19 protein-coding genes are annotated in these 18,991 nt (G+C 35.8%); 1 reads left to right on the top strand and 18 read right to left on the bottom strand.

Features of this window, described 5'->3' with window-relative positions:
• Window positions 1–135: 135 nt before the first annotated feature.
• The 5 genes from tig to rpsO all read right to left on the bottom strand — a co-directional run bounded on the left by tig (window position 136) and on the right by rpsO (window position 6,128).
• The gene (gene tig, locus FC73_RS01695) at window positions 136–1,473 is read right to left on the bottom strand and encodes a trigger factor (RefSeq protein WP_010021265.1); all 1,338 of its coding nucleotides are present in this window, start codon (window positions 1,471–1,473) and stop codon (window positions 136–138) included.
• Window positions 1,474–1,638: 165 nt separating this feature from the next.
• Window positions 1,639–2,826 carry an elongation factor Tu gene (tuf, locus tag FC73_RS01700; protein ID WP_010021264.1) on the bottom strand — a complete coding sequence of 396 codons (1,188 nt, stop codon included), beginning with the start codon at window positions 2,824–2,826 and terminating at the stop codon, window positions 1,639–1,641.
• Between the two features lie 179 nt (window positions 2,827–3,005).
• Window positions 3,006–3,914 carry a hypothetical protein gene (locus tag FC73_RS01705; protein WP_010021263.1) on the bottom strand — a complete coding sequence of 303 codons (909 nt, stop codon included), beginning with the start codon at window positions 3,912–3,914 and terminating at the stop codon, window positions 3,006–3,008.
• 52 nt (window positions 3,915–3,966) lie between these two features.
• On the bottom strand, window positions 3,967–5,688 hold the full coding sequence (locus FC73_RS01710) for a ribonuclease J (protein ID WP_010021262.1): 1,722 nt from the start codon (window positions 5,686–5,688) through the stop codon (window positions 3,967–3,969).
• Between the two features lie 170 nt (window positions 5,689–5,858).
• A complete protein-coding gene (gene rpsO / locus FC73_RS01715) occupies window positions 5,859–6,128 on the bottom strand; it encodes a 30S ribosomal protein S15 (RefSeq protein WP_010021261.1) in 270 nt (89 codons plus the stop codon).
• A 238-nt stretch (window positions 6,129–6,366) separates the two neighbouring features.
• Between rpsO and rpsT the strand changes: the two genes are divergently transcribed.
• Window positions 6,367–6,630, top strand: coding sequence for a 30S ribosomal protein S20 (gene rpsT, locus FC73_RS01720; RefSeq protein WP_010021259.1), 264 nt, complete (start codon window positions 6,367–6,369; stop codon window positions 6,628–6,630).
• Between the two features lie 15 nt (window positions 6,631–6,645).
• Here the strand turns inward: rpsT and holA are convergent, their stop codons facing one another.
• From holA to FC73_RS01785, 13 genes are all read right to left on the bottom strand, one after another.
• A complete protein-coding gene (holA, locus tag FC73_RS01725; protein ID WP_056936282.1) occupies window positions 6,646–7,680 on the bottom strand; it encodes a DNA polymerase III subunit delta in 1,035 nt (344 codons plus the stop codon).
• Between the two features lie 64 nt (window positions 7,681–7,744).
• Entirely contained in the window at window positions 7,745–9,766 is a 2,022-nt protein-coding gene (locus FC73_RS01730; protein ID WP_158529760.1) for a DNA internalization-related competence protein ComEC/Rec2, read from the bottom strand.
• Window positions 9,767–9,930: 164 nt separating this feature from the next.
• Window positions 9,931–10,416, bottom strand: a complete 486-nt coding sequence (locus tag FC73_RS01735; RefSeq protein WP_010021253.1) for a ComE operon protein 2 — start codon at window positions 10,414–10,416, stop codon at window positions 9,931–9,933.
• A gap of 64 nt (window positions 10,417–10,480) precedes the next feature.
• Window positions 10,481–11,164: a helix-hairpin-helix domain-containing protein gene (locus FC73_RS01740; protein ID WP_010021252.1), complete on the bottom strand. Its 684-nt coding sequence runs from the start codon at window positions 11,162–11,164 to the stop codon at window positions 10,481–10,483.
• Between the two features lie 43 nt (window positions 11,165–11,207).
• Window positions 11,208–12,263 carry a SepM family pheromone-processing serine protease gene (locus FC73_RS01745; protein WP_010021251.1) on the bottom strand — a complete coding sequence of 352 codons (1,056 nt, stop codon included), beginning with the start codon at window positions 12,261–12,263 and terminating at the stop codon, window positions 11,208–11,210.
• Entirely contained in the window at window positions 12,260–12,739 is a 480-nt protein-coding gene (coaD, locus tag FC73_RS01750; RefSeq protein WP_010021249.1) for a pantetheine-phosphate adenylyltransferase, read from the bottom strand. The genes FC73_RS01745 and coaD overlap by 4 nt, the downstream gene beginning before the upstream one ends.
• Before the next feature lie 10 nt (window positions 12,740–12,749).
• Window positions 12,750–13,304, bottom strand: coding sequence for a 16S rRNA (guanine(966)-N(2))-methyltransferase RsmD (gene rsmD / locus FC73_RS01755; RefSeq protein WP_010021248.1), 555 nt, complete (start codon window positions 13,302–13,304; stop codon window positions 12,750–12,752).
• Window positions 13,305–13,314: 10 nt separating this feature from the next.
• Entirely contained in the window at window positions 13,315–13,578 is a 264-nt protein-coding gene (locus tag FC73_RS01760) for a YlbG family protein (RefSeq protein ID WP_010021247.1), read from the bottom strand.
• 9 nt (window positions 13,579–13,587) lie between these two features.
• Entirely contained in the window at window positions 13,588–14,757 is a 1,170-nt protein-coding gene (locus tag FC73_RS01765; protein WP_082587781.1) for an FtsW/RodA/SpoVE family cell cycle protein, read from the bottom strand.
• Between the two features lie 113 nt (window positions 14,758–14,870).
• Window positions 14,871–16,706 (bottom strand): translational GTPase TypA, encoded by a 1,836-nt coding sequence (gene typA, locus FC73_RS01770; protein ID WP_010021242.1) that lies wholly within the window; start codon window positions 16,704–16,706, stop codon window positions 14,871–14,873.
• Between the two features lie 100 nt (window positions 16,707–16,806).
• Window positions 16,807–17,592, bottom strand: coding sequence for an inositol monophosphatase family protein (locus FC73_RS01775; protein ID WP_029327087.1), 786 nt, complete (start codon window positions 17,590–17,592; stop codon window positions 16,807–16,809).
• A gap of 4 nt (window positions 17,593–17,596) precedes the next feature.
• The gene (locus FC73_RS01780; RefSeq protein WP_010021238.1) at window positions 17,597–17,893 is read right to left on the bottom strand and encodes a UPF0223 family protein; all 297 of its coding nucleotides are present in this window, start codon (window positions 17,891–17,893) and stop codon (window positions 17,597–17,599) included.
• A complete protein-coding gene (locus FC73_RS01785; protein WP_056936283.1) occupies window positions 17,877–18,809 on the bottom strand; it encodes a Rossmann-fold NAD(P)-binding domain-containing protein in 933 nt (310 codons plus the stop codon). Before FC73_RS01785 ends, FC73_RS01780 begins: the two co-directional genes overlap by 17 nt.
• Between the last annotated feature and the right edge of the window lie 182 nt (window positions 18,810–18,991).

Here is an 18,991-nt window from a genome sequence, read left to right on the forward strand (position 1 = left end):
GATATCTCTCCTTTTTGTTAAATTCGTTTCGTTGCCTGCAATTTGAAACTATACCATACTAATAGAATCTTTTAAAATAATTTGCTCTACAAAAAAAGACCCGCCCTAACAAAAGCGGATCCCATCTTGTATAAATTATTTCTTGTTTTCTTTACTGGAATCCTTCTTTTCAGAAGATTTCTTAGCAGCTGATTTGAGTTCTTCTTTAGCACTGTCAACAACAATATCAACAGCCTTTTGAATTCCAATATCATGCTTTAACATGTCATCAGATAATGCACTACGAACGGCAGTTTCTTCCATTCCGTATTGTTTTGCAAGATCACTAACTTCTTTTTGAATGTCTGCTTCACTTGGATTAATCTTTTCCGCTTTAACAATTGCTTCTAAGACTAAGTTCGTCTTAACACGACGATCAGCACCATCGGCAAACTGCTTCTTTAAGTCTTCTGGTTTAGTACCAGTTAACTTATAATACGTCTCAGCATTGATGCCTTGTTGTTGCATTCCAGCGAGGTATTGATCCATTTGACGTTGAACGTCATCATTAATCATTACTTCAGGAATATCTTTAACAGTAGCATTATCTACAGCCTCGCCAATTGCAGCATTTTCTTTAGCATCATGAGCAGCTGATTCCTTTTGTTCTTTAAGCTCTTTCTTGATTTTGTCTTCTAACTCAGAGAGTGTGTCAACGTCTTCGTCAACATCCTTAGCAAAATCATCATCAAGTTTAGGTAATTGTTTTTCCTTAACTTCATGAAGCTTAACTTTAAAAGTAGCTTCTTTCCCAGCTAATGACTTTTCTTGATAGTCCTTAGGGAAAGTAACCTTTACATCAACATCATCGCCAGCTTTTTTACCAATCAATTGGTCTTCAAAGCCAGGAATGAATGAACCTGAACCAAGTTCAAGAGAATAGTTGTTAGCTTTTCCACCTTCAAATGGCTTGTCGTCAACAAATCCTTCAAAGTCAATTGTAACAGTGTCACCCTTTTTAGCAGGACGATCAACCAAAACAAGTTCAGCCTGTGATTGACGCATTTTATCTAACTTAGCATCGACATCTTTTTTGTAAACACGAGTGCTTTCCTTCGGAACACTTAACCCTTTGTATTGGCCAAGCTTAACGTCAGGCTTAACACTTACAGTAGCCTTTAGAACCCATGGCTTGCCTTTTTCAATCGATTCAACACTAACATCTGGTTGACCAACTGGTTCAATTCCAGCGTCTTTAATTGCTTCACTATAAGCATCTGGTAGCAATAAGTTTAAAGCATCTTGATATAAGGCTTCTTCACCGTACATTTGATTAAATACTTGTCGTGAAACCTTACCCTTACGAAATCCAGGAACTTTAATGTTTTTCTTATTCTTCTTGAAAGCTCGATCTAATCCTTCTTTAATCTTATCAAGACCAATTTCAAAGGTTAGTTCACCATCATTGGTGCCTTTTTTCTTCCAATCTGCCATAACATTTCCTCCAACATGAAAAATATTTACACACTTTTTCAAGTAATAGTATTCAAATAATATTCTAACTTAAGCGCCATCAAAAGTAAACATCGACGCTAAAACAGTGGTATCAATAAAAAAGAGATTGAAGACATTGTCTTCAATCTCTAAATAAAATACTAATTAATCATCGATTTCGGTTACAACACCGGCACCAACGGTATGTCCACCTTCACGAATAGTGAACTTAGTACCTTTTTCAATGGCAACTGGCTTAGTTAAGTCAACGTGGAATGTAACGTTGTCACCAGGCATTACCATTTCAGTTCCCTTGTCTAATTCAATAACACCAGTAACATCGGTGGTATGGAAGTAGAATTGAGGACGATAGTTTGAGAAGAATGGAGTATGACGTCCACCTTCTTCTTTGGTTAAGATGTAAACTTGACCAGTAAACTTCTTGTGGGTATGAATTGAACCAGGTGCTGCAAGAACTTGTCCACGAACAACTTGGTCACGGTTAATACCACGAAGCAAAGCACCGATGTTATCTCCAGCTTCACCTTTGTCAAGAGTCTTTCTGAACATTTCAAGACCAGTAACAGTAGTCTTCAAAACGTCAGGAACTAAACCAACGATTTCAACTTCGTCACCGATTTTAATGCTACCACGATCAATACGACCAGAAGCAACAGTTCCACGACCAGTGATAGTAAATACATCTTCAACAGGCATCAAGAAAGGTTTGTTGTCATCACGTTCTGGAGTTGGGATATATTCATCAACAACATCCATTAACTTCATGATGTTTTCTTCTTGTTCTTTATCACCTTGAAGTGCTTTCAAAGCTGAACCACGGATAACAGGAACATCGTCACCATTGTAACCATATTCTGAAAGTAACTCACGAATTTCCATTTCAACTAAGTCGATCAATTCGTCGTCATCAACCATGTCAGTCTTATTTAAGAAGACAACAATGTGATCAACACCAACCTGTCGAGCAAGCAAAATGTGTTCACGAGTTTGTGGCATAGGACCGTCAGTTGCGGCAACAACAAGAATAGCACCATCCATTTGGGCAGCACCAGTGATCATGTTCTTAACGTAGTCAGCATGTCCTGGGGCGTCAATATGTGCATAATGACGCTTTTCAGTTTCGTATTCAACGTGCGCAGTATTAATAGTAATACCACGTTCTTTTTCTTCTGGTGCAGCATCGATATCAGCGAAGTCTTCAGCTTTAGCCAAACCCTTTTCTGATAATACTTTAGTAATTGCTGCAGTTAAAGTAGTCTTCCCATGGTCAATATGGCCGATAGTACCAATATTAACGTGGGGCTTTGTTCTTTCATAATGTTCTTTTGCCATTTATGAAACCCTCCTGTCATTTTCGTAAGACAAACATCAGTAAAAACACCAATGTCTCTTTGTCAGTAATTATACTACATTTTCCGTAAAAGGCCAAATGCTCACCTTTTTTGGAATTCACTTTCATATTATATCCACTGACAAATTATTTGTAAACCAAATATCATCAATTTCTTAAATTACTTTAATAATAAGTTCATTATCTTATCAATTTTTTCTAGCCAACGATCGACTGGTCCTAATTTATTATTATCAACTACCATGTTGGGATTAATGATATGACGGTGAATAGCGGTTACCCAGACTTCTGGATCTTGAATTGTTTTATCAATGAAGGGATACAAGACTTGAGCATCATATTCAGCGGCCTGAGAAATCTGCTGAAAACGAATGGGATCCTCTTGTCCATAACGATTATTAATAATTTTCTGCATTTCTTGATAAGCTGGTGAATCTAACTCATCTACCAATTGGTCCAGAGTAACAGTATAAGTCTTTCCGTCCATCCAAACAAATTTAACGGGCTGATTGAACTTCAACTTAGCTAAATTATTGAGTAATTGATTTCTCCATATTGGATTAACATCAGGATCAACTAAATTAAATTGAGCCCCCTTTAAATACTGGTTATATGGGAGCTCCTCAGCTTTCTCCATAATATCACGTTGAGTAATTCCTGATTCACCGCCCATATGCATAAAGTGCTTCAAGTTTGCTCGATTTGATTCAACCTGTTGTGCATTGTTAATTTTCTCTAGTGATTCAATCTCTTGCTCTACATCATTCTTATTAGGGACATCAATCGTATCAACAATGATTCGTAAAGGAATAAACTTGCGGTTTTTTAAATAAATATTAACCACAAGCTCAATATCATTTTCAACTAAGTAGTTAAAATTGTCTTCAACTAAACGATATGATTCAACGTATTTTTTCTCATTAAAGAGAGAATGCCCTAACAAATCAACCACCTGATCGTCATCAACTTCGTCGTACAAAGCCAGTAACTCTTGGGAACTCTTTTGATATGCATGCTTTTTAAAATTATTCTGAGCCCGTTTAAACCTTATTTTTTGATTATCATTCAAAATTATATCTCCACTTTAGAAAACAAAAAAATTGAGCCTAAGCTCAACTCTTTTAGTTATCTTCTTGATCATTTTTATTGTTAGATTTTTTTCTTCTATGATGCTGATTAACTTCCATGATAACTGGAAGAATCACCGGTCTTCTTCCGGTTTTCTTATATAAGAATTGTCCAAGGTCCTCTCGAACATCTTGCTTTAAATGACCCCAATCAAACTCTTTATTATCCAAATTATTCTGAACGGCTTTAGTAACAATCTCAGCCGCTTCACCTAATAAAGACTTATCTGAATTCACGTAGACAAAGCCACGTGCCATGATTTTAGGTTCTGAAATAATCTTCTTTTTCTTGCGGTCGATGGTAACAACCGCTACAAAAACACCGTCTTCGGATAATACCTTTCGATCTCGTAGAACAATATTACCAATATCTCCGACACCAATTCCATCAATCATAGTATCTGAAGCAGGAACCGCCTCCGATAGGAACATGTTTTCACCATCAAACTCAATTACATCCCCCTTAGCAGGTAGAATAATATGAGATGGCTTCATTCCCACTTCCTCAGCTAATTCCTTTTGTGCTTCCATCAAACGGTACTCACCCTGAATCGGAATCAAGTAATCAGGATGGATTAGGTTCAGCAACAATTGCAAATCATGCTTACTAGCATCACCAGAAATATTCTTTTCATCGGCAATGCTCATAACTTCTCCACCGGCCTTATAGATCATATCACGGGTTTTGGCCCATGGCGTATCCATGGCACGCGAAGGACTCGTAGCAATCAGAACCAGGTCACCTGGCTGAATGTCAACGTCGCGATCACGATTGTCAGCCATTCTCTGAAGCGATTCCATTGGCTCCCCATTTTTACCAGTTTGTAAAATAATAATGTTGTGCGGATCCATCTTTTCCATTTCTTTAGCGGATTTAATAAATAAATCGTCAGAAGGTAAAGTTAACTTGCCAAGCTTAAGGGCAGTGTCAATGACTTCTTCTAGACCCTTGCTTGTCAGGTAAACTCTTCGACCTGCTTTAGCAGCCGCATTTAAGACTTCCTGAATTCGCAAGATATTATTGGCAAGACATGCAACAATTACAAGACCCTTTTGATAATGGAAGGTTTCATATAGATAATCTCTAATTTCTTTTTCATCGGTACTCTCTTCGGGATTGTCAGCATTTCTTGAATCACTTAGCAGTGCTAAAACGTGTTCCTTGCCAATATCAGCTAAAGCAGCATAATCAGTTTTGTATCCGTCTGCAGCGGTCTGATCAAACTTAAAATCACCAGTATAAACAATGTTACCGAGTTCCGTACTAATCACAATTCCAACTGAGTCGGGAATTGAATGAGTGGTGTCAAAGAAACTAACGGTTCCATCTTCAAAAACAATCTCACTCTTACTATTAATAACGTGAAAATCATTAAACTTTTTGGTCTTCTTATTGTCTGCAACTGCCAACTTTGCTAATCCAATGGTCAATTCAGTCCCAAATACCGGAACATTAAATTCACTTAGAAAATAAGGTAAGGCCCCAATGGCATCTGCATGTCCATGGGTAAGAAAAACTCCGACAATCTTGTCAGCATTATCCCTCAGATACGAAAAATCTGGAATCACAAAGTCAATTCCTAACATTTCATTTTGAGGATATTTTAACCCACAATCTAAAATAAAAATACTATTATCGTTAATTTCAATGGCATATAAATCTTTTCCATTTTCCCTCACTCCACCTAATGGAATGATTTTGATGTTATTTTTCATAATTACTCGTTCACCTCAAAATTTTACTTTTAATTCATACTATTATTATACGAAGCTTTTGCCTCAAACCGCTCATTATATCTGTTAACAGTGTAACATATTTATCTTAAGCACTAAATTATTTATGTATAAAAAAAGAGCGGTAAAAATCCGCTCTACCAAAACTAAGATTAACGACGTAATCCTAATTCTTTGATCAATTTACGATAACCTTGTACATCATTGTTACGTAAGTATGCCAGAAGGTTTCTTCTGTGACCAATTTTCTTCATAAGTCCACGTTGTGAGTGGAAATCCTTCTTATGAGTCTTCATATGACCATTGATTTCATTGATGTCAGCAGTTAATACAGCAATTTGTACTTGAGTTGAACCAGTGTCGCCTTCATGTTGAGCAAACTTCTTAATAATGTCATTTTTTCGTTCTTTACTTAAAGCCATTATTATATCCACCTTTCTATATATAATCCCTTAATCTGAGTAATACGTCAGTGGCTCGTAAAACTAAGATTAAGTTACTAAACTAATATAACCTAAAATCAGGTGTTATTCAAGTCAGCATTAATAAATGAGTCCAGTTTTTAGTGCTATTGCAATTAATCAATGGATTTTGTATAATTAAGAATGTTAAAAGATGTGAAATAAATTGAATTTATTTCACAAAGTGGAGGTGAACTTAATGCCAGTAATTAAATCTGCTATCGAACGTATGAGAACTAACGAAGAAGCTAGAAAGAAAAACGCATCTCAAAAGAATGAAATGAGAAGCGCAATCAAGAAATTCGAAAAAGCCGAAGCTTCTGGTGCTGATGATTTAGACAGTGCATACCGCGATGCTGTTGCAGCAATCGATCATGCAAAATCAAAGGGCCTTATTAAAGCTAATAACGCTAACCGTAAGAAATCTCATTTAGCAAATCGACTTGCTAAAAATGATAATTAATAAAAAAGAACCCAATTAATTGGGTTCTTTTTTTATACTCTGATTTAATTTAACCGCAAACATCTCAAATAATAATTCCGGATTACTACTAGTACTTTTAAGCTGTTCCTCAATTTTTACTAAGTCAACATAAGCATTTCGCAGATACTTTCTTGAATACTTACGATCACTTCTCATTGCCAATTTCACTCGATAAGGATGAACTCTAAGTGCACTTGCTAAATTTCCTTGGCTGTACCCCAACTGCTCTAAAATCTTAACCTGTAGTAAAAGACGAAATTGACTAACCAAAATGGCATTAATTTGAATGGGTTCATGCTTTTGTGCAATCAGATCATGATAAAATTCAATTGCCTTCGTGGTATTTCCACTCATCAAATAATTAACTAAATCAAAAACGTTTTGATCCATTGATTTCGATACTAAGGAGTCAACGTCATCAAGCGTTATTTTTTTATCATTAATTTTATACAAAAAAAGTTTATTCAATTCATTCATCACACTGGCTAAATCATCTGATGTTCGGGTAAGAAGTTCATTAAGTGCATCTTGATCAATTACATACTTCTTTTTTTCAATCTTTTTTTGGATCAATTGTTTTGTTTCACGCTCTGAAAATTGATTTAAATCAATTACTTCTGCCTGTTTCTTTAATTCTTTACTAACTTTTTTTCGTGCATCTAACTTAGGATAAGGAGCGAAAAAAACTAGTACTGTTTCTTGTGGCGGATTTTTTAAATAATTTACTAACTCCTCGGGATGATGAACAACCTTACTTTTATTTCTTTCCCCCATCAAAAAATATGGATTTTTAACAAATACCAGTCGTTTTTCACCAAAAAAGGGAATTGACATCGCATCATCCAACGCTGTTGATAAAGGCGTTTCTTCCATATCGTACGTAGCAAAGTTCATGGTTCTTTCTTCTTCAGGGATTAGGGCTTTAAGCTTCTTTTGAATTGTATCAATCCAGTAATTATCATTTCCCAAAATTAAATACACCGCTTGAGGCTCTTTATTAATTTGACTAACTTGTTCTACGACACTCACTGATGTGCCACCTTCCACTTAGTTTCGAACTTTCCAATTTTATTATTTCTAAATTTGTACCTAATCATACCATTTTTTGAGTACTAATAATTGTGATACGTTGCCTATGCATCGTATCGATTGTCTCCTGATTAGGGTGATGATAACGGTTGTGTCTTCCAGCTGAAATAAGAGCAATTTTAGGATCAATTGCCCGAATAAATTTTGGATCAGATGAAGTCTTACTTCCATGATGTCCTAATTTAATTACATCAACACGAAGATGCGGGTATTTTTGGATAATTTTCAACTCTTCTTCTCGATTCAAATCACCCATAAAAATCCAATTTAATCCCCCAATTTTACCAAATAAAACCTGTGAATCTTGATTTTCTCCTAGCCCCTTTTTCATGGGATGGACTACTTGAAATGGTGAATTCTTAATGTGATCACCAGCTTTAGCGTTAATTAACTGAAATTGACCCCGATACGGTTTAATTCGCCTTAAAAAACTTTGATTATTTGTCATTCCCCATGGAACATATACTCGACTAACGTTCATTTTGCTTAAAAAAGCTGGTAAATCTCCAACATGATCAGCATCCTGATGACTCAAACATACATTATCAATTCGAGAAACTCCAATGCTTCTCAAGTAACTCATTGATGTATTATTTGCTTGATAAATTAGCTTTCGCTTTGATTTGCCAAAAAAATTGGGCTTCCCACCAGTATCAATTAACGTAATCGACCGGTTAAATGGCTCTCTCACAAGGAAGCTGTCTCCTTGTCCAACATCAAAAGCATCTACCTCACCACTAAGTGGAAAATGAATCATGATAAAGCCAAGACTAAAACACGTTAGTAAGAATAAAATCCGTTTAACGGTAACTTTTTCAATGAGAAATAATACCGTAATTACCATCACTAAAACAATCCACACGTTTAACTTTCCAATTACCAAATTACCCGGAAGGCCTGCAAGCAAATTTAAAAATTGATCAAATAATCCCAATCCCTTATCAATCCACGAAACAAATAAATTTAATTTGAAAAAGGACAAGCTGTATCCAATTAACACCACGGGAAATATGAAAGCAGTAAAAAACGGAACAAATAACATATTCGCTAATAATGATAAGACGTGCCATTCATACACATGATATAAAATAATTGGCATACTAATTAGGTTAAGTAAAATGGTTCGCTTCAAAAAACCACAATTATTCGTCAGAATAAGACCTAAAGATAATAAATATGAAAGTTGACATCCAAACTGAAAAATAAATAACGGATTAATCAATAGATTAATCATAACTGCACATGACCATCCATCTAAGGCCGAAACACTCAGATTTAATTTTTTTAATCCCAAACGCTCTTCAGCCATTAAGGCAGCTCGTAGAAGGCTTGCACCCGCCCCAGCAATTACAAAATAAGCTGGCAACAGTATGATTAACCATGAATCGATAGTTTCCCTTTTAAAACGAAGAGTTGAAAAGATCCACGTAAAAAGGCCTATAAGATAGAAAACGTGCATCCCGGAAATCGTAAACAAATGAATGAGTCCTAACTGCCGAACTCCTGCCAGTTCTTCTCTGAAATCATTGGTTCGATTTCCATAAATTATCCCTAAAACGTACATCCGTAAATGTCGTGGTAGTTGTTGGCCTGTTTTCATCATTTGAAATCTCAGATTATGCACAAGATTACTCAGACTTAGATTTTTACAAATCGTTTGATATTTAAATTGGTTACATTTAAATTCAGCGACGATCCCACGCGATTGATTAAAATCTTTAGCATCAAACTGAGAAAAATTAGGAGCCGAATCAATTAATTTAAGTTGACCATCAATTGTAAAAAAACTAGCACGATCTAAATGCAAGAGAGTATCGCGCTCCGATTTATTCTTAAAAAATCCATAAACCAATATCCTTTGTTTTAAGCGAGGAATTTCTACGATTCCACTATAGGAATCTCCATTAACCTGCAAATCATCAGGACGAATCTTTGCTACTAGCGTTAACGGGGCTGCAGTCTTTGGTATAATTTTTACTTTTTGATTAATTCCACTTTGCCAAATCACAAAAAATAAAATTGGCACTAACAAAGACACAACACTTTCAATTAGAAGATGAGGTATTTTTAAACAAAAGATCCGAATTAACCATAAAATTAACAAAATAATTCCAATAACATGATTTTCAAAAAACGCAAATGAACTAATCATCCATAAAATGGACGGAAATATTAAAAAATTCTTTTTAATTATTTATCAACGGATAAGAATGATTCAAAGGGTAAATTATTAATGTCGTCTTTATTGACATCAACTTTTTCTAAGGCAACGTGTTTCATGTCTAGCAACTTTTTAGCATAGTTACTATTATGGTAATTCCTTAAATACTTAATTTTAACAATTCCTGCCTGAAGTAGCATTTTAGTGCATTGAAGACAAGGAACGTCTGTTACATAAAGTTCCGCGTTATCAGTTGATTCACCAAACTTAGCACATTGTAGGATTGCGTTCATTTCTGCATGAATGGTTCGCTGACAATGTCCATCAACCAAATAACAACCCTTGTCAATACAGTGAACATCCCCTGATACCGATCCATTATAACCACAAGCAATGACTCGTTTGTTTCGAACGAGAACTGCCCCAACGGACCGCCGATTACATGTACTTCTTGAGGCCACTAACATGGCCTGTAGCATAAAATATTGATCCCATGGAATTCTTTTCTTTTCCATAATTTAATCACCTTCAGTAGAGTATTTAAACTTAGTATAACAATAATACCTACTTTAGTTGACCCTACACTGTAATTGAACTTTTCAAATTAGCAACAGTTTTATCTCCAAAACCAGGAACATTCTTTAAATCATCAGGATTCTTAAACGGACCACTTTGTTTTCGATAAGCAATGATTTTATCTGCTTTTTTCTCTCCGATTCCATTCAACTGTTGTAATTTTGATTTATCAGCTCGATTAATATTAATCTTTCCGCTATCAGATTCTTTTCCGCCCGCAGCATTGGCATCGGAATTATTAGTTACTTGGTTAGTTTTGGGTAATCCATTAATTTCACCACGAATTGGGACATAGACCACCTGTTGATCGGATAATTTCTGTGCTAAATTAATGTGTTTAGCATCGGCCGATCGATTGAATCCACCTGCCAGTTCTACTGCATCTGAAACCCGCATGCTTTTGCCAACTTGATATACGCCTGGTTTATTAACCGCTCCTTTCACGTCCACATAAACTTGCTGATGATCTTGATTTAAAGCTTGATTATCATCTTTGGTAATTACCTTAGAGGAACTTTTTGTGTGTTTCAAATTAGTGTGGCGAGACAAATTAGCTTGATTCACCTGACTCCCCTCTCCGTGTTGGGAAGTAAAAACACAACATCCAAGTAAGACAATCACCATAACTACCAGACCACCAATGATACGATACTTATATTCTTCAATACATTCATATAACTTATCCATCTCTCTCTCCTTTCATATCTAGATACGAAAAAAACACAGCTTTTTAGCTGTGTTTTTGATTTAAATATTTTAAAGCATCATCAAAAGATGTGACGGGAACAACTTTCATCTTTGGAGCATATTTTTTTGCAGTTGCCTGGGCCACCTGATAGTTGGTTTGATGCCCGTCTTCCATTCTAAGAATCGTCTTAGTTGGCTTAACGTATGGACAGAAGAAGATCTGAGCCCCACTCTTATTGGCTGCAATAATTTTTTTATCAACTCCACCAATTTCTCCAACCTGACCATTTGAAGCAATGGTGCCAGTTCCCGCAATTCGTTTGTAATCATAATTAGTATGTTTCAATTCACTATAAACCTGTAAAGCAAACATAAGTCCACCTGATGGACCACCAATTTTACCAGGATTAATATTAGCCTTAGGACTAGTTTTCAGACTGACATCGTCAACCATCCCAATTCCAATTCCATAAAATCCCTTTACAAGTTGTTTTTTGTACCCTTTGACCTGTTTGGTTTTACCGTTTCGCTTAAAGGTAATTTTAAGCTCAGCATGCTTCGGAAGTCCTTGAATGTACTTAACGTACTGAGGTCCCTGATACAATTTCTTTCCATTTACTGATTCAACTAAATCACCTGGTTTTAATTTATTAGAAAAATCAGAATGAGGATACACGTTTAATACGTATACACCATGATAACTCTGCTTTACCTTAGCGTGAGCCTTATGATAACCAACGTAGATAGCATTATTAATGGCACTCTTCATGTATATATTTTGGACATTATCATACTCTTCATTACTCTGGTTCCCCATCACATCAGAAGTCTTTTCAAGTGATACATGGGGATTCACCTTCGAATAAAGGTAAGTAATCGGTCGAGCCTGCGACATTGAAACAGCTGTGATCATAAACTTATTTTGCTTGTTGGGCTTAACTCCCTGAATTTTAACCATTGGTTGAATGTTGACCGCTTCTCCAGGAGCTTCAATCAACGCATTAAGTGGCCAAAAAAGGAACCATAGTATAAAAACAATGATCCCTAAAAAAATTAGAAAGTATCGATTGTGTTTAATCCATTTCCAGATCTTTTTCACTGATTTTGCTTCTCCTTAAGTGCCTTACTAACTACCCTAGGAACAAATTTAGATGTATCTCCCCCAAAATGATTAATTTCTTTGACCATTGAGGATGAAATCAATTCATAATCATGGTTAGCAAACAGCAAAACCGTTTCAATTTGAGGATCTAACATTTGATTCAAGCTGGCAATTTCCTGCTCATTTTCAAAATCTTTTGTATCACGAATTCCACGAATCAAAATATTAGCGTGTTCTTGCTTTAAAAAATCAACCGTTAAATTTGAATATATTTTAACCGTTACGTTTGAATAATCAGAAAGACAAGCTTCAATCATCCTTTTACGCTCTTGCGGTGTAAATAACCCATTTTTACTAGCATTATCACCAATTGCAACCACAATTTCATCAAAGATCTGTGTAGCTCGATTAATGATATTCAAATGTCCGTTGGTAATTGGATCAAAACTACCGGGATATATGGCCTTTTTCATACTATTCACCTTAATTCATGATTCGGTAGATTGAGATAATCGTCAAACCATAATCCTTCTGTTTAATCAGTCGATAATTTGCAGCATCGTCTGACATGTTGGTCTGATTATCAGTTTCACAGATTACCATTCCATTATTGTTCAATAAATGATCTTTAGCGATCTCGTCTAACTGCTTCATCATTTGTTGCTTTTTGTACGGTGGATCTAAGAAAATATAATCAAAAGATTGTCCTTCTTTTTTTAGTTTAGTCAAAGCTGACTCCGCATTCATCTTCCATACGGAAAAATCGTTCGGATCAGAAACCATGGCGATGTTTTCTTGGATGGTCTTATAAGCCGCGTACTGTTTATCGACAAGGATTGCATGGTCCATTCCCCTTGAGACGGCTTCTAAAGAAACCGCTCCCGAGCCAGCGTATAAGTCCAGAAAATTACCACCATTAAAGTAAGGACCAATCATATTGAATAACGCTTCTCGGACTTTATCAGTTGTCGGTCGCGTTTTATTTCCCGGAACGGGTTTAAGTTTCCGTCCCCCAAATTTTCCTGAAATTATTCTCATTTTTGATCCTTTATTCTTCAGTATCGTTCTCAGCGTTAACTTCGCCAAAATCAATTGCTAAGTCAACCGTTGGAGAAACATCTACTTTTTTTACAAATCTTAGTTTATTAATTTCTTGAATCGTCGTATCCAGTTCCTTATTATCAACAAAAATAATAACATAATGCATTTTCTTAGATACAAATTGAATATCACCAAATTTTTTTAAGTTCTTAACCTGGCGAATCGAATATGTCGAAACAATTAATTCCGTTCGATCAGTTAATTTAGTCATAGTCTCACCTTACTTAGCTTTTTTATTACGTTCCTTTTTCTCAATCCTACTAATGTGAAGAACTAATCCAAGACAAATGGTTAAAGCAATAATACTCGAACCACCGTAACTAATGAATGGCAGGGCAACCCCAGTTAATGGGATCATACCAATCGCACCACCAGTATTAAATAATGTCTGAATAAAAATATAGGCAGCCGTTCCGTAACAAATCGTACTATAAAAAGTATCGTTAGTTCGACTTCCCACTGCAATAATCCTTAGAATTAAATACAGGAGCAATCCTAAAACAACTAAAATGCCAACAATTCCAAGCTCTTCACCGATAACTGCAATTATAAAATCAGTATTGGGTTCTGACAAGTAACCTATCTTTTGGATTCCATTCCCAATTCCAACTCCAAACCAGCCACCATTACTAATGGCATAATACGAATTTACTAACTGATGGCCAGAAGTTTGAATGTACTTGAATGGATCAGAGAAACTGATAATTCTTTGCATTTGATAACTGTGCATGTGAGATATTATACCCTCAAAAGGTTTGATCCATAGTCTAAATCCTACAAATAGGGCTCCAATCCCAACAATCCAAATCCTTGCAGATTTAAAGTTACTTCCGGCAGCTAAAATCATCATCAAAATGATAAATAAATTAATTGCAAACCCACCAGTATCAGGTTGGAAAAGAATTAATAGGAGCATAAAAATTGGAATAAGACTAGGTCTAGCTACTGTTATAAATTCTTTGGGTAACCCATCATTTTCAAAGAATGGTTTTTCGTATGCTAAGACATTTGCGTAATACAAAATGAATAATGGTTTACAAAACTCGGCTGGCTGAATGTGGACTGGACCAAGTATAATCCATCCAGCAGCACCATTAGTAGTGGCACCAAAAAACATTAGAAATATTAAAGCAAAGACCATTATAACCATTAATATGATATAAAACTTTAAGTTCCCCTCAAATGCCTTACTTCTTAGAACAGAAAAAAATATGAGAACACAAAAACCAACTACCACAAATACAATTTGCAGAACTAAATAACGAAAAGCCATATCTGTATGGGCACTTAAGCCCTCACTTGATGAAAATACCATTACAATTCCAATCATACTTAGTAGTAAATAGGGAACCATAATATACCAATCTAACTGTTTTAAGTATTTAATCATATTAATCTCCAACTCATTATGTAAAATCCACGAACTAATAACATTCATTATACTAGTATTAACAAATAAAAAAAGACTATTTAACATCGTTAAATAGTCTTAGTTATTTCTAATTAATTGTGACGACGCTTCTTAGCAGCTTTCTCACGTTCATTAGTATTTAAGATTCGTTTTCTCAATCTAATGTGATTTGGAGTAACCTCACAAAGTTCATCGTCATTTAAGAATTCAAGTGATTCTTCAAGAGTCATATGAACAGGTTCTTTGACCTTAGCAATATCTTCAGATCCAGCAGCACGAACATTCGTCTGGTTACGACCACGGGTAATATTAACCGAGATATCATTATCTCTAGCATTTTCACCAACAATCATACCTTCATAAACCTCAGTACCTGGATCAGTGAAGATCTTACCACGATCCTGAACAGCCATGATTGCATAAGTAGTAACTTTACCTGGATTAATTGAAACCAAGGTTCCGTTACGACGACCAGGGTTCCAGTTCTTAATCGCAGGAAGATACTTACTGAATGAATGGTTCATAATTCCATATCCACGGGTTAATGATAAGAATTGAGTACTGTAACCAATTAAACCACGTGAAGGAACCAAGAATGTCATTCGAACTTGACCGTTTCCAACGTTCTCCATGTTCTTCATTTCACCCTTACGTTGTGACAAGGTATCAATGATTGAACCAGAGTATTCTTCAGGGGTATCGATCTGAACGGATTCAAATGGTTCACACTTAACACCATCAACATCCTTATAGATAACCTCAGGACGAGAAACTTGAAGTTCATAACCCTCTCGACGTAAAGTCTCAATCAAGATCGACAAATGAAGTTCACCACGTCCAGAAACAACCCAAGCACCAGGATCGTCCGTATCTTCAACTCGAAGAGAAACATCAGTATGAAGTTCCTTCTTTAGACGATCACCTAACTGACGTGCAGTAAGGTATTTACCATCTTTCCCAACAAATGGTGAGGTGTTCGTACCGAAGGTCATTCTAAGAGTTGGTTCATCAATTCTTAAGACTGGTAGTGGCTCTTGCTTATCAGGACTAACAACGGTTTCACCAACATTAATGTCTTCCATTCCGGAAACCGCAATCAAATCCCCAGCTTTAGCTTCATTAATTTCAACCTTTTGAAGGCCAATGAAACCCATTAACTTAGTAACACGGAATTTTTGGGTACTACCATCAAGTTTCATCAAAACAACGTTATCTCCGACTTTAATCTTGCCTCGGAAAACACGGCCAATTCCAATTCGACCAACAAAATCATTGTAATCAAGCATGGCAACTTGGAATTGTAATGGGTCATCTGAGTTATCAATTGGTGACGGAATGTTCTTAATAATGGTGTCAAAAACAGGCTTCATAGTGTGTTCCTGCTTTGAAACATCAGGATCATAACTTGAAGTTCCGTTCATAGCTGATGCATAAACAACTGGAAATTCAAGTTGCTCTTCATCGGCACCTAATTCAATAAATAAGTCAAGAACTTCATCAACAACAGCTTCAGGTCTAGCACCTGGCTTATCAACCTTGTTAATTACAACAATGGGAGTCAAATGTTGTTCCAAAGCTTTCTTTAAAACAAAACGAGTCTGTGGCATAGTTCCTTCAGCAGCATCAACCACTAGAAGAACCCCATCAACCATTCGCATGATACGCTCAACTTCACCACCAAAGTCAGCATGTCCAGGAGTATCTAAAATGTTAATCTGCTTATCACCGTACTTAACGGCAGTATTCTTTGAAAGAATAGTGATTCCACGTTCACGTTCGATCGCGTTAGAATCAAGCGCCCGGTCTTGAATCTCAGTATGATCATTCAAAGTATCAGATTGCTTCAATAACTCATTAACCAAGGTAGTCTTACCGTGATCGACATGGGCAATAATTGCAATGTTTCTAATATCGTCTCTTGTTTTCAAAAATGTTTCCTCCTCAAAAAAGCAATTCAAAAATTTGCAATTTGATAAGTTAAAGAACTCAACTTCGATAAAAAAGCTGTGAGTTAATCACAGCTTTTAATTAACGCTTCGTCGAAATTTTCAGAATATCTTTTTGCGCCTTTTTTGTCGCTAACAAAACTGTATTTGATGATAGCATATCGATGGGCTTCCCGTCAATAGTAGACACTGTCATTCCAAGTGTCTCAGCCAACACACGTCCAGCAGCAATATCCCAGGGTCTTAAATGAGAAATATAGCCAATCGTTTTCCCACTAATGGCAGCCGCAATTTCAATCCCAGCACTTCCATAAATTCGATAACCAGAACTTGCCTCCGCAATTTCTTGCATATGATGAACATCCCGAATAATTAGGGGTCCACTCATACCAATCAGACCGTCTTCCAGCGAATTGTTTGCTGGCGGATTCATAGATTCAGAATTAACGTAAATCCCAATATCAGGACCACCATGATATAGTTTGTCATTTATTACATCATAAATAAATCCCAGGGTTGGTACTCCATCAACATAGTACGCAATCATCATGGCAAAATGATCCCGCTGTTTTACAAAGTTCATCGTTCCGTCAATAGGGTCGACAATCCAAACCTGACCATCTAAACTATCAATCTTATCGCCTAAGCCTTCTTCGCCTAGAACTTTACTCCCAGGTTCTAAAGCTCTCAATTGCTTTACAAAAAACTTCTCATTATCTTTGTCAATGTTAGTAACTAAATCTTTCCGACCTGTTTTTTCATTTACATCCAAATGACCATTAAGCCTTTCCATAACAAACGCACGTGCGGTAGTTAAAATCTGGCAGACGTCATGATCAATTCTTTTTAAATTATCTACTGTTGTGATGGAATCATCCCTTTCGTTTGATGGTTTTCATACCTGGATTGTCTCTCGCTAATTTCATAACGTGATATACATCCAACTCTGATTGCTTCTCAAAATCTCTCTGTAAATTGTTCTGTTCCACTTTAGCAGGATTAATCTCACAGAATCGATGATAACTGTCCATTAGATTCTTTCGACTAACTCCACTTTTATTATAAGCCATTTCAATATTTTCAAAGAAATGACACACATCAATTAACTCTTTTCGACTCCAATCATCCACAATTGGATAAGAATAACTTTCATTAGTTTTTTGAGGCATCTTTTCCTCCATTAATCACAGCCGTGATAATTTCATTGGCCCAACCTAAATCTTGATTTAATTTCTTCTGTTCATCTTCTGATAGTTGTAATCGGATCGCTTGCGCAGCTCCATTACGATTAATTAATTTTGGGCTCATATCTAATTTTAGTTCGTCTTTTTCTTTATCAACACTCACAACTGAACAAATTAATGATTGGCCTTCATACATTGATATTAGTAACCTAATTAACGCTTTACTCTGAATCATTTGATTAGTCACAACATCTGGATCATCAATCACCTGCTGAACTTGACCAATAATATCACTACTATAATTATTACTATCATCAGCTAAATAAGAAAGTAAGGTAGCAGGACCGATATAAACCCGACTCCACGCAACTAGATTATTGGTATTGAGTCCCAGCACATTGACATTGATATCATCAGCACTCACATCAAAATTCCTTAATAATTCGCTCTTCAAAAGCATTTCTTGTGGCAGCGTTCCCACTCCAATAATATTTTGGTTATCGAGCCCAGAAAAGCCTGCCGCAAAGTATGCAAAAATTTCATCGTGTGGAGCATTAATTATTATTTTCCCACGAAAACCGTTTGAAACACAATCATTGATCACGTCACGTAAATTATCAATTTCTGGCCTCATATCCTCAGCAATTTGATTGGCATCGGTTAATTTTGGATTGTAAAATTCGATATCTGGTAAATACAATAACGCATCAAAATTGTTTAATTCAGGCTTATCTGCGATTTGAATTGATAGGTTATGACACATTTTGCTGGATAATACGGCTGATCGAATCTGTTCATTATCATCAACTCGAATAGTAACCGGAAAGTCGCAAACAATTAGCGCTTTTAAAAGAGCTAAGATCCTGTCTATGCTTCCCTTAATTAATAACTTTGGTTGCATTCTAATTCCTCCACTCATTCTAAAGAATTTATTAATTTTTTTCTTGTTAATAAAGTACCATTTCAAATTCTATTTTGCACACATGAATAATACAAATGCTTCTATACCATGAAATTCACTGGTTTTAAGTTTTATGATAGAATAAATTAGTAGTAATTGACATGAATTAGGAGGTAAAACGT

The sequence above is a fragment of the Fructilactobacillus fructivorans genome (genome assembly GCF_001434095.1).
GTDB classification, from domain to species: Bacteria; Bacillota; Bacilli; order Lactobacillales; family Lactobacillaceae; genus Fructilactobacillus; species Fructilactobacillus fructivorans.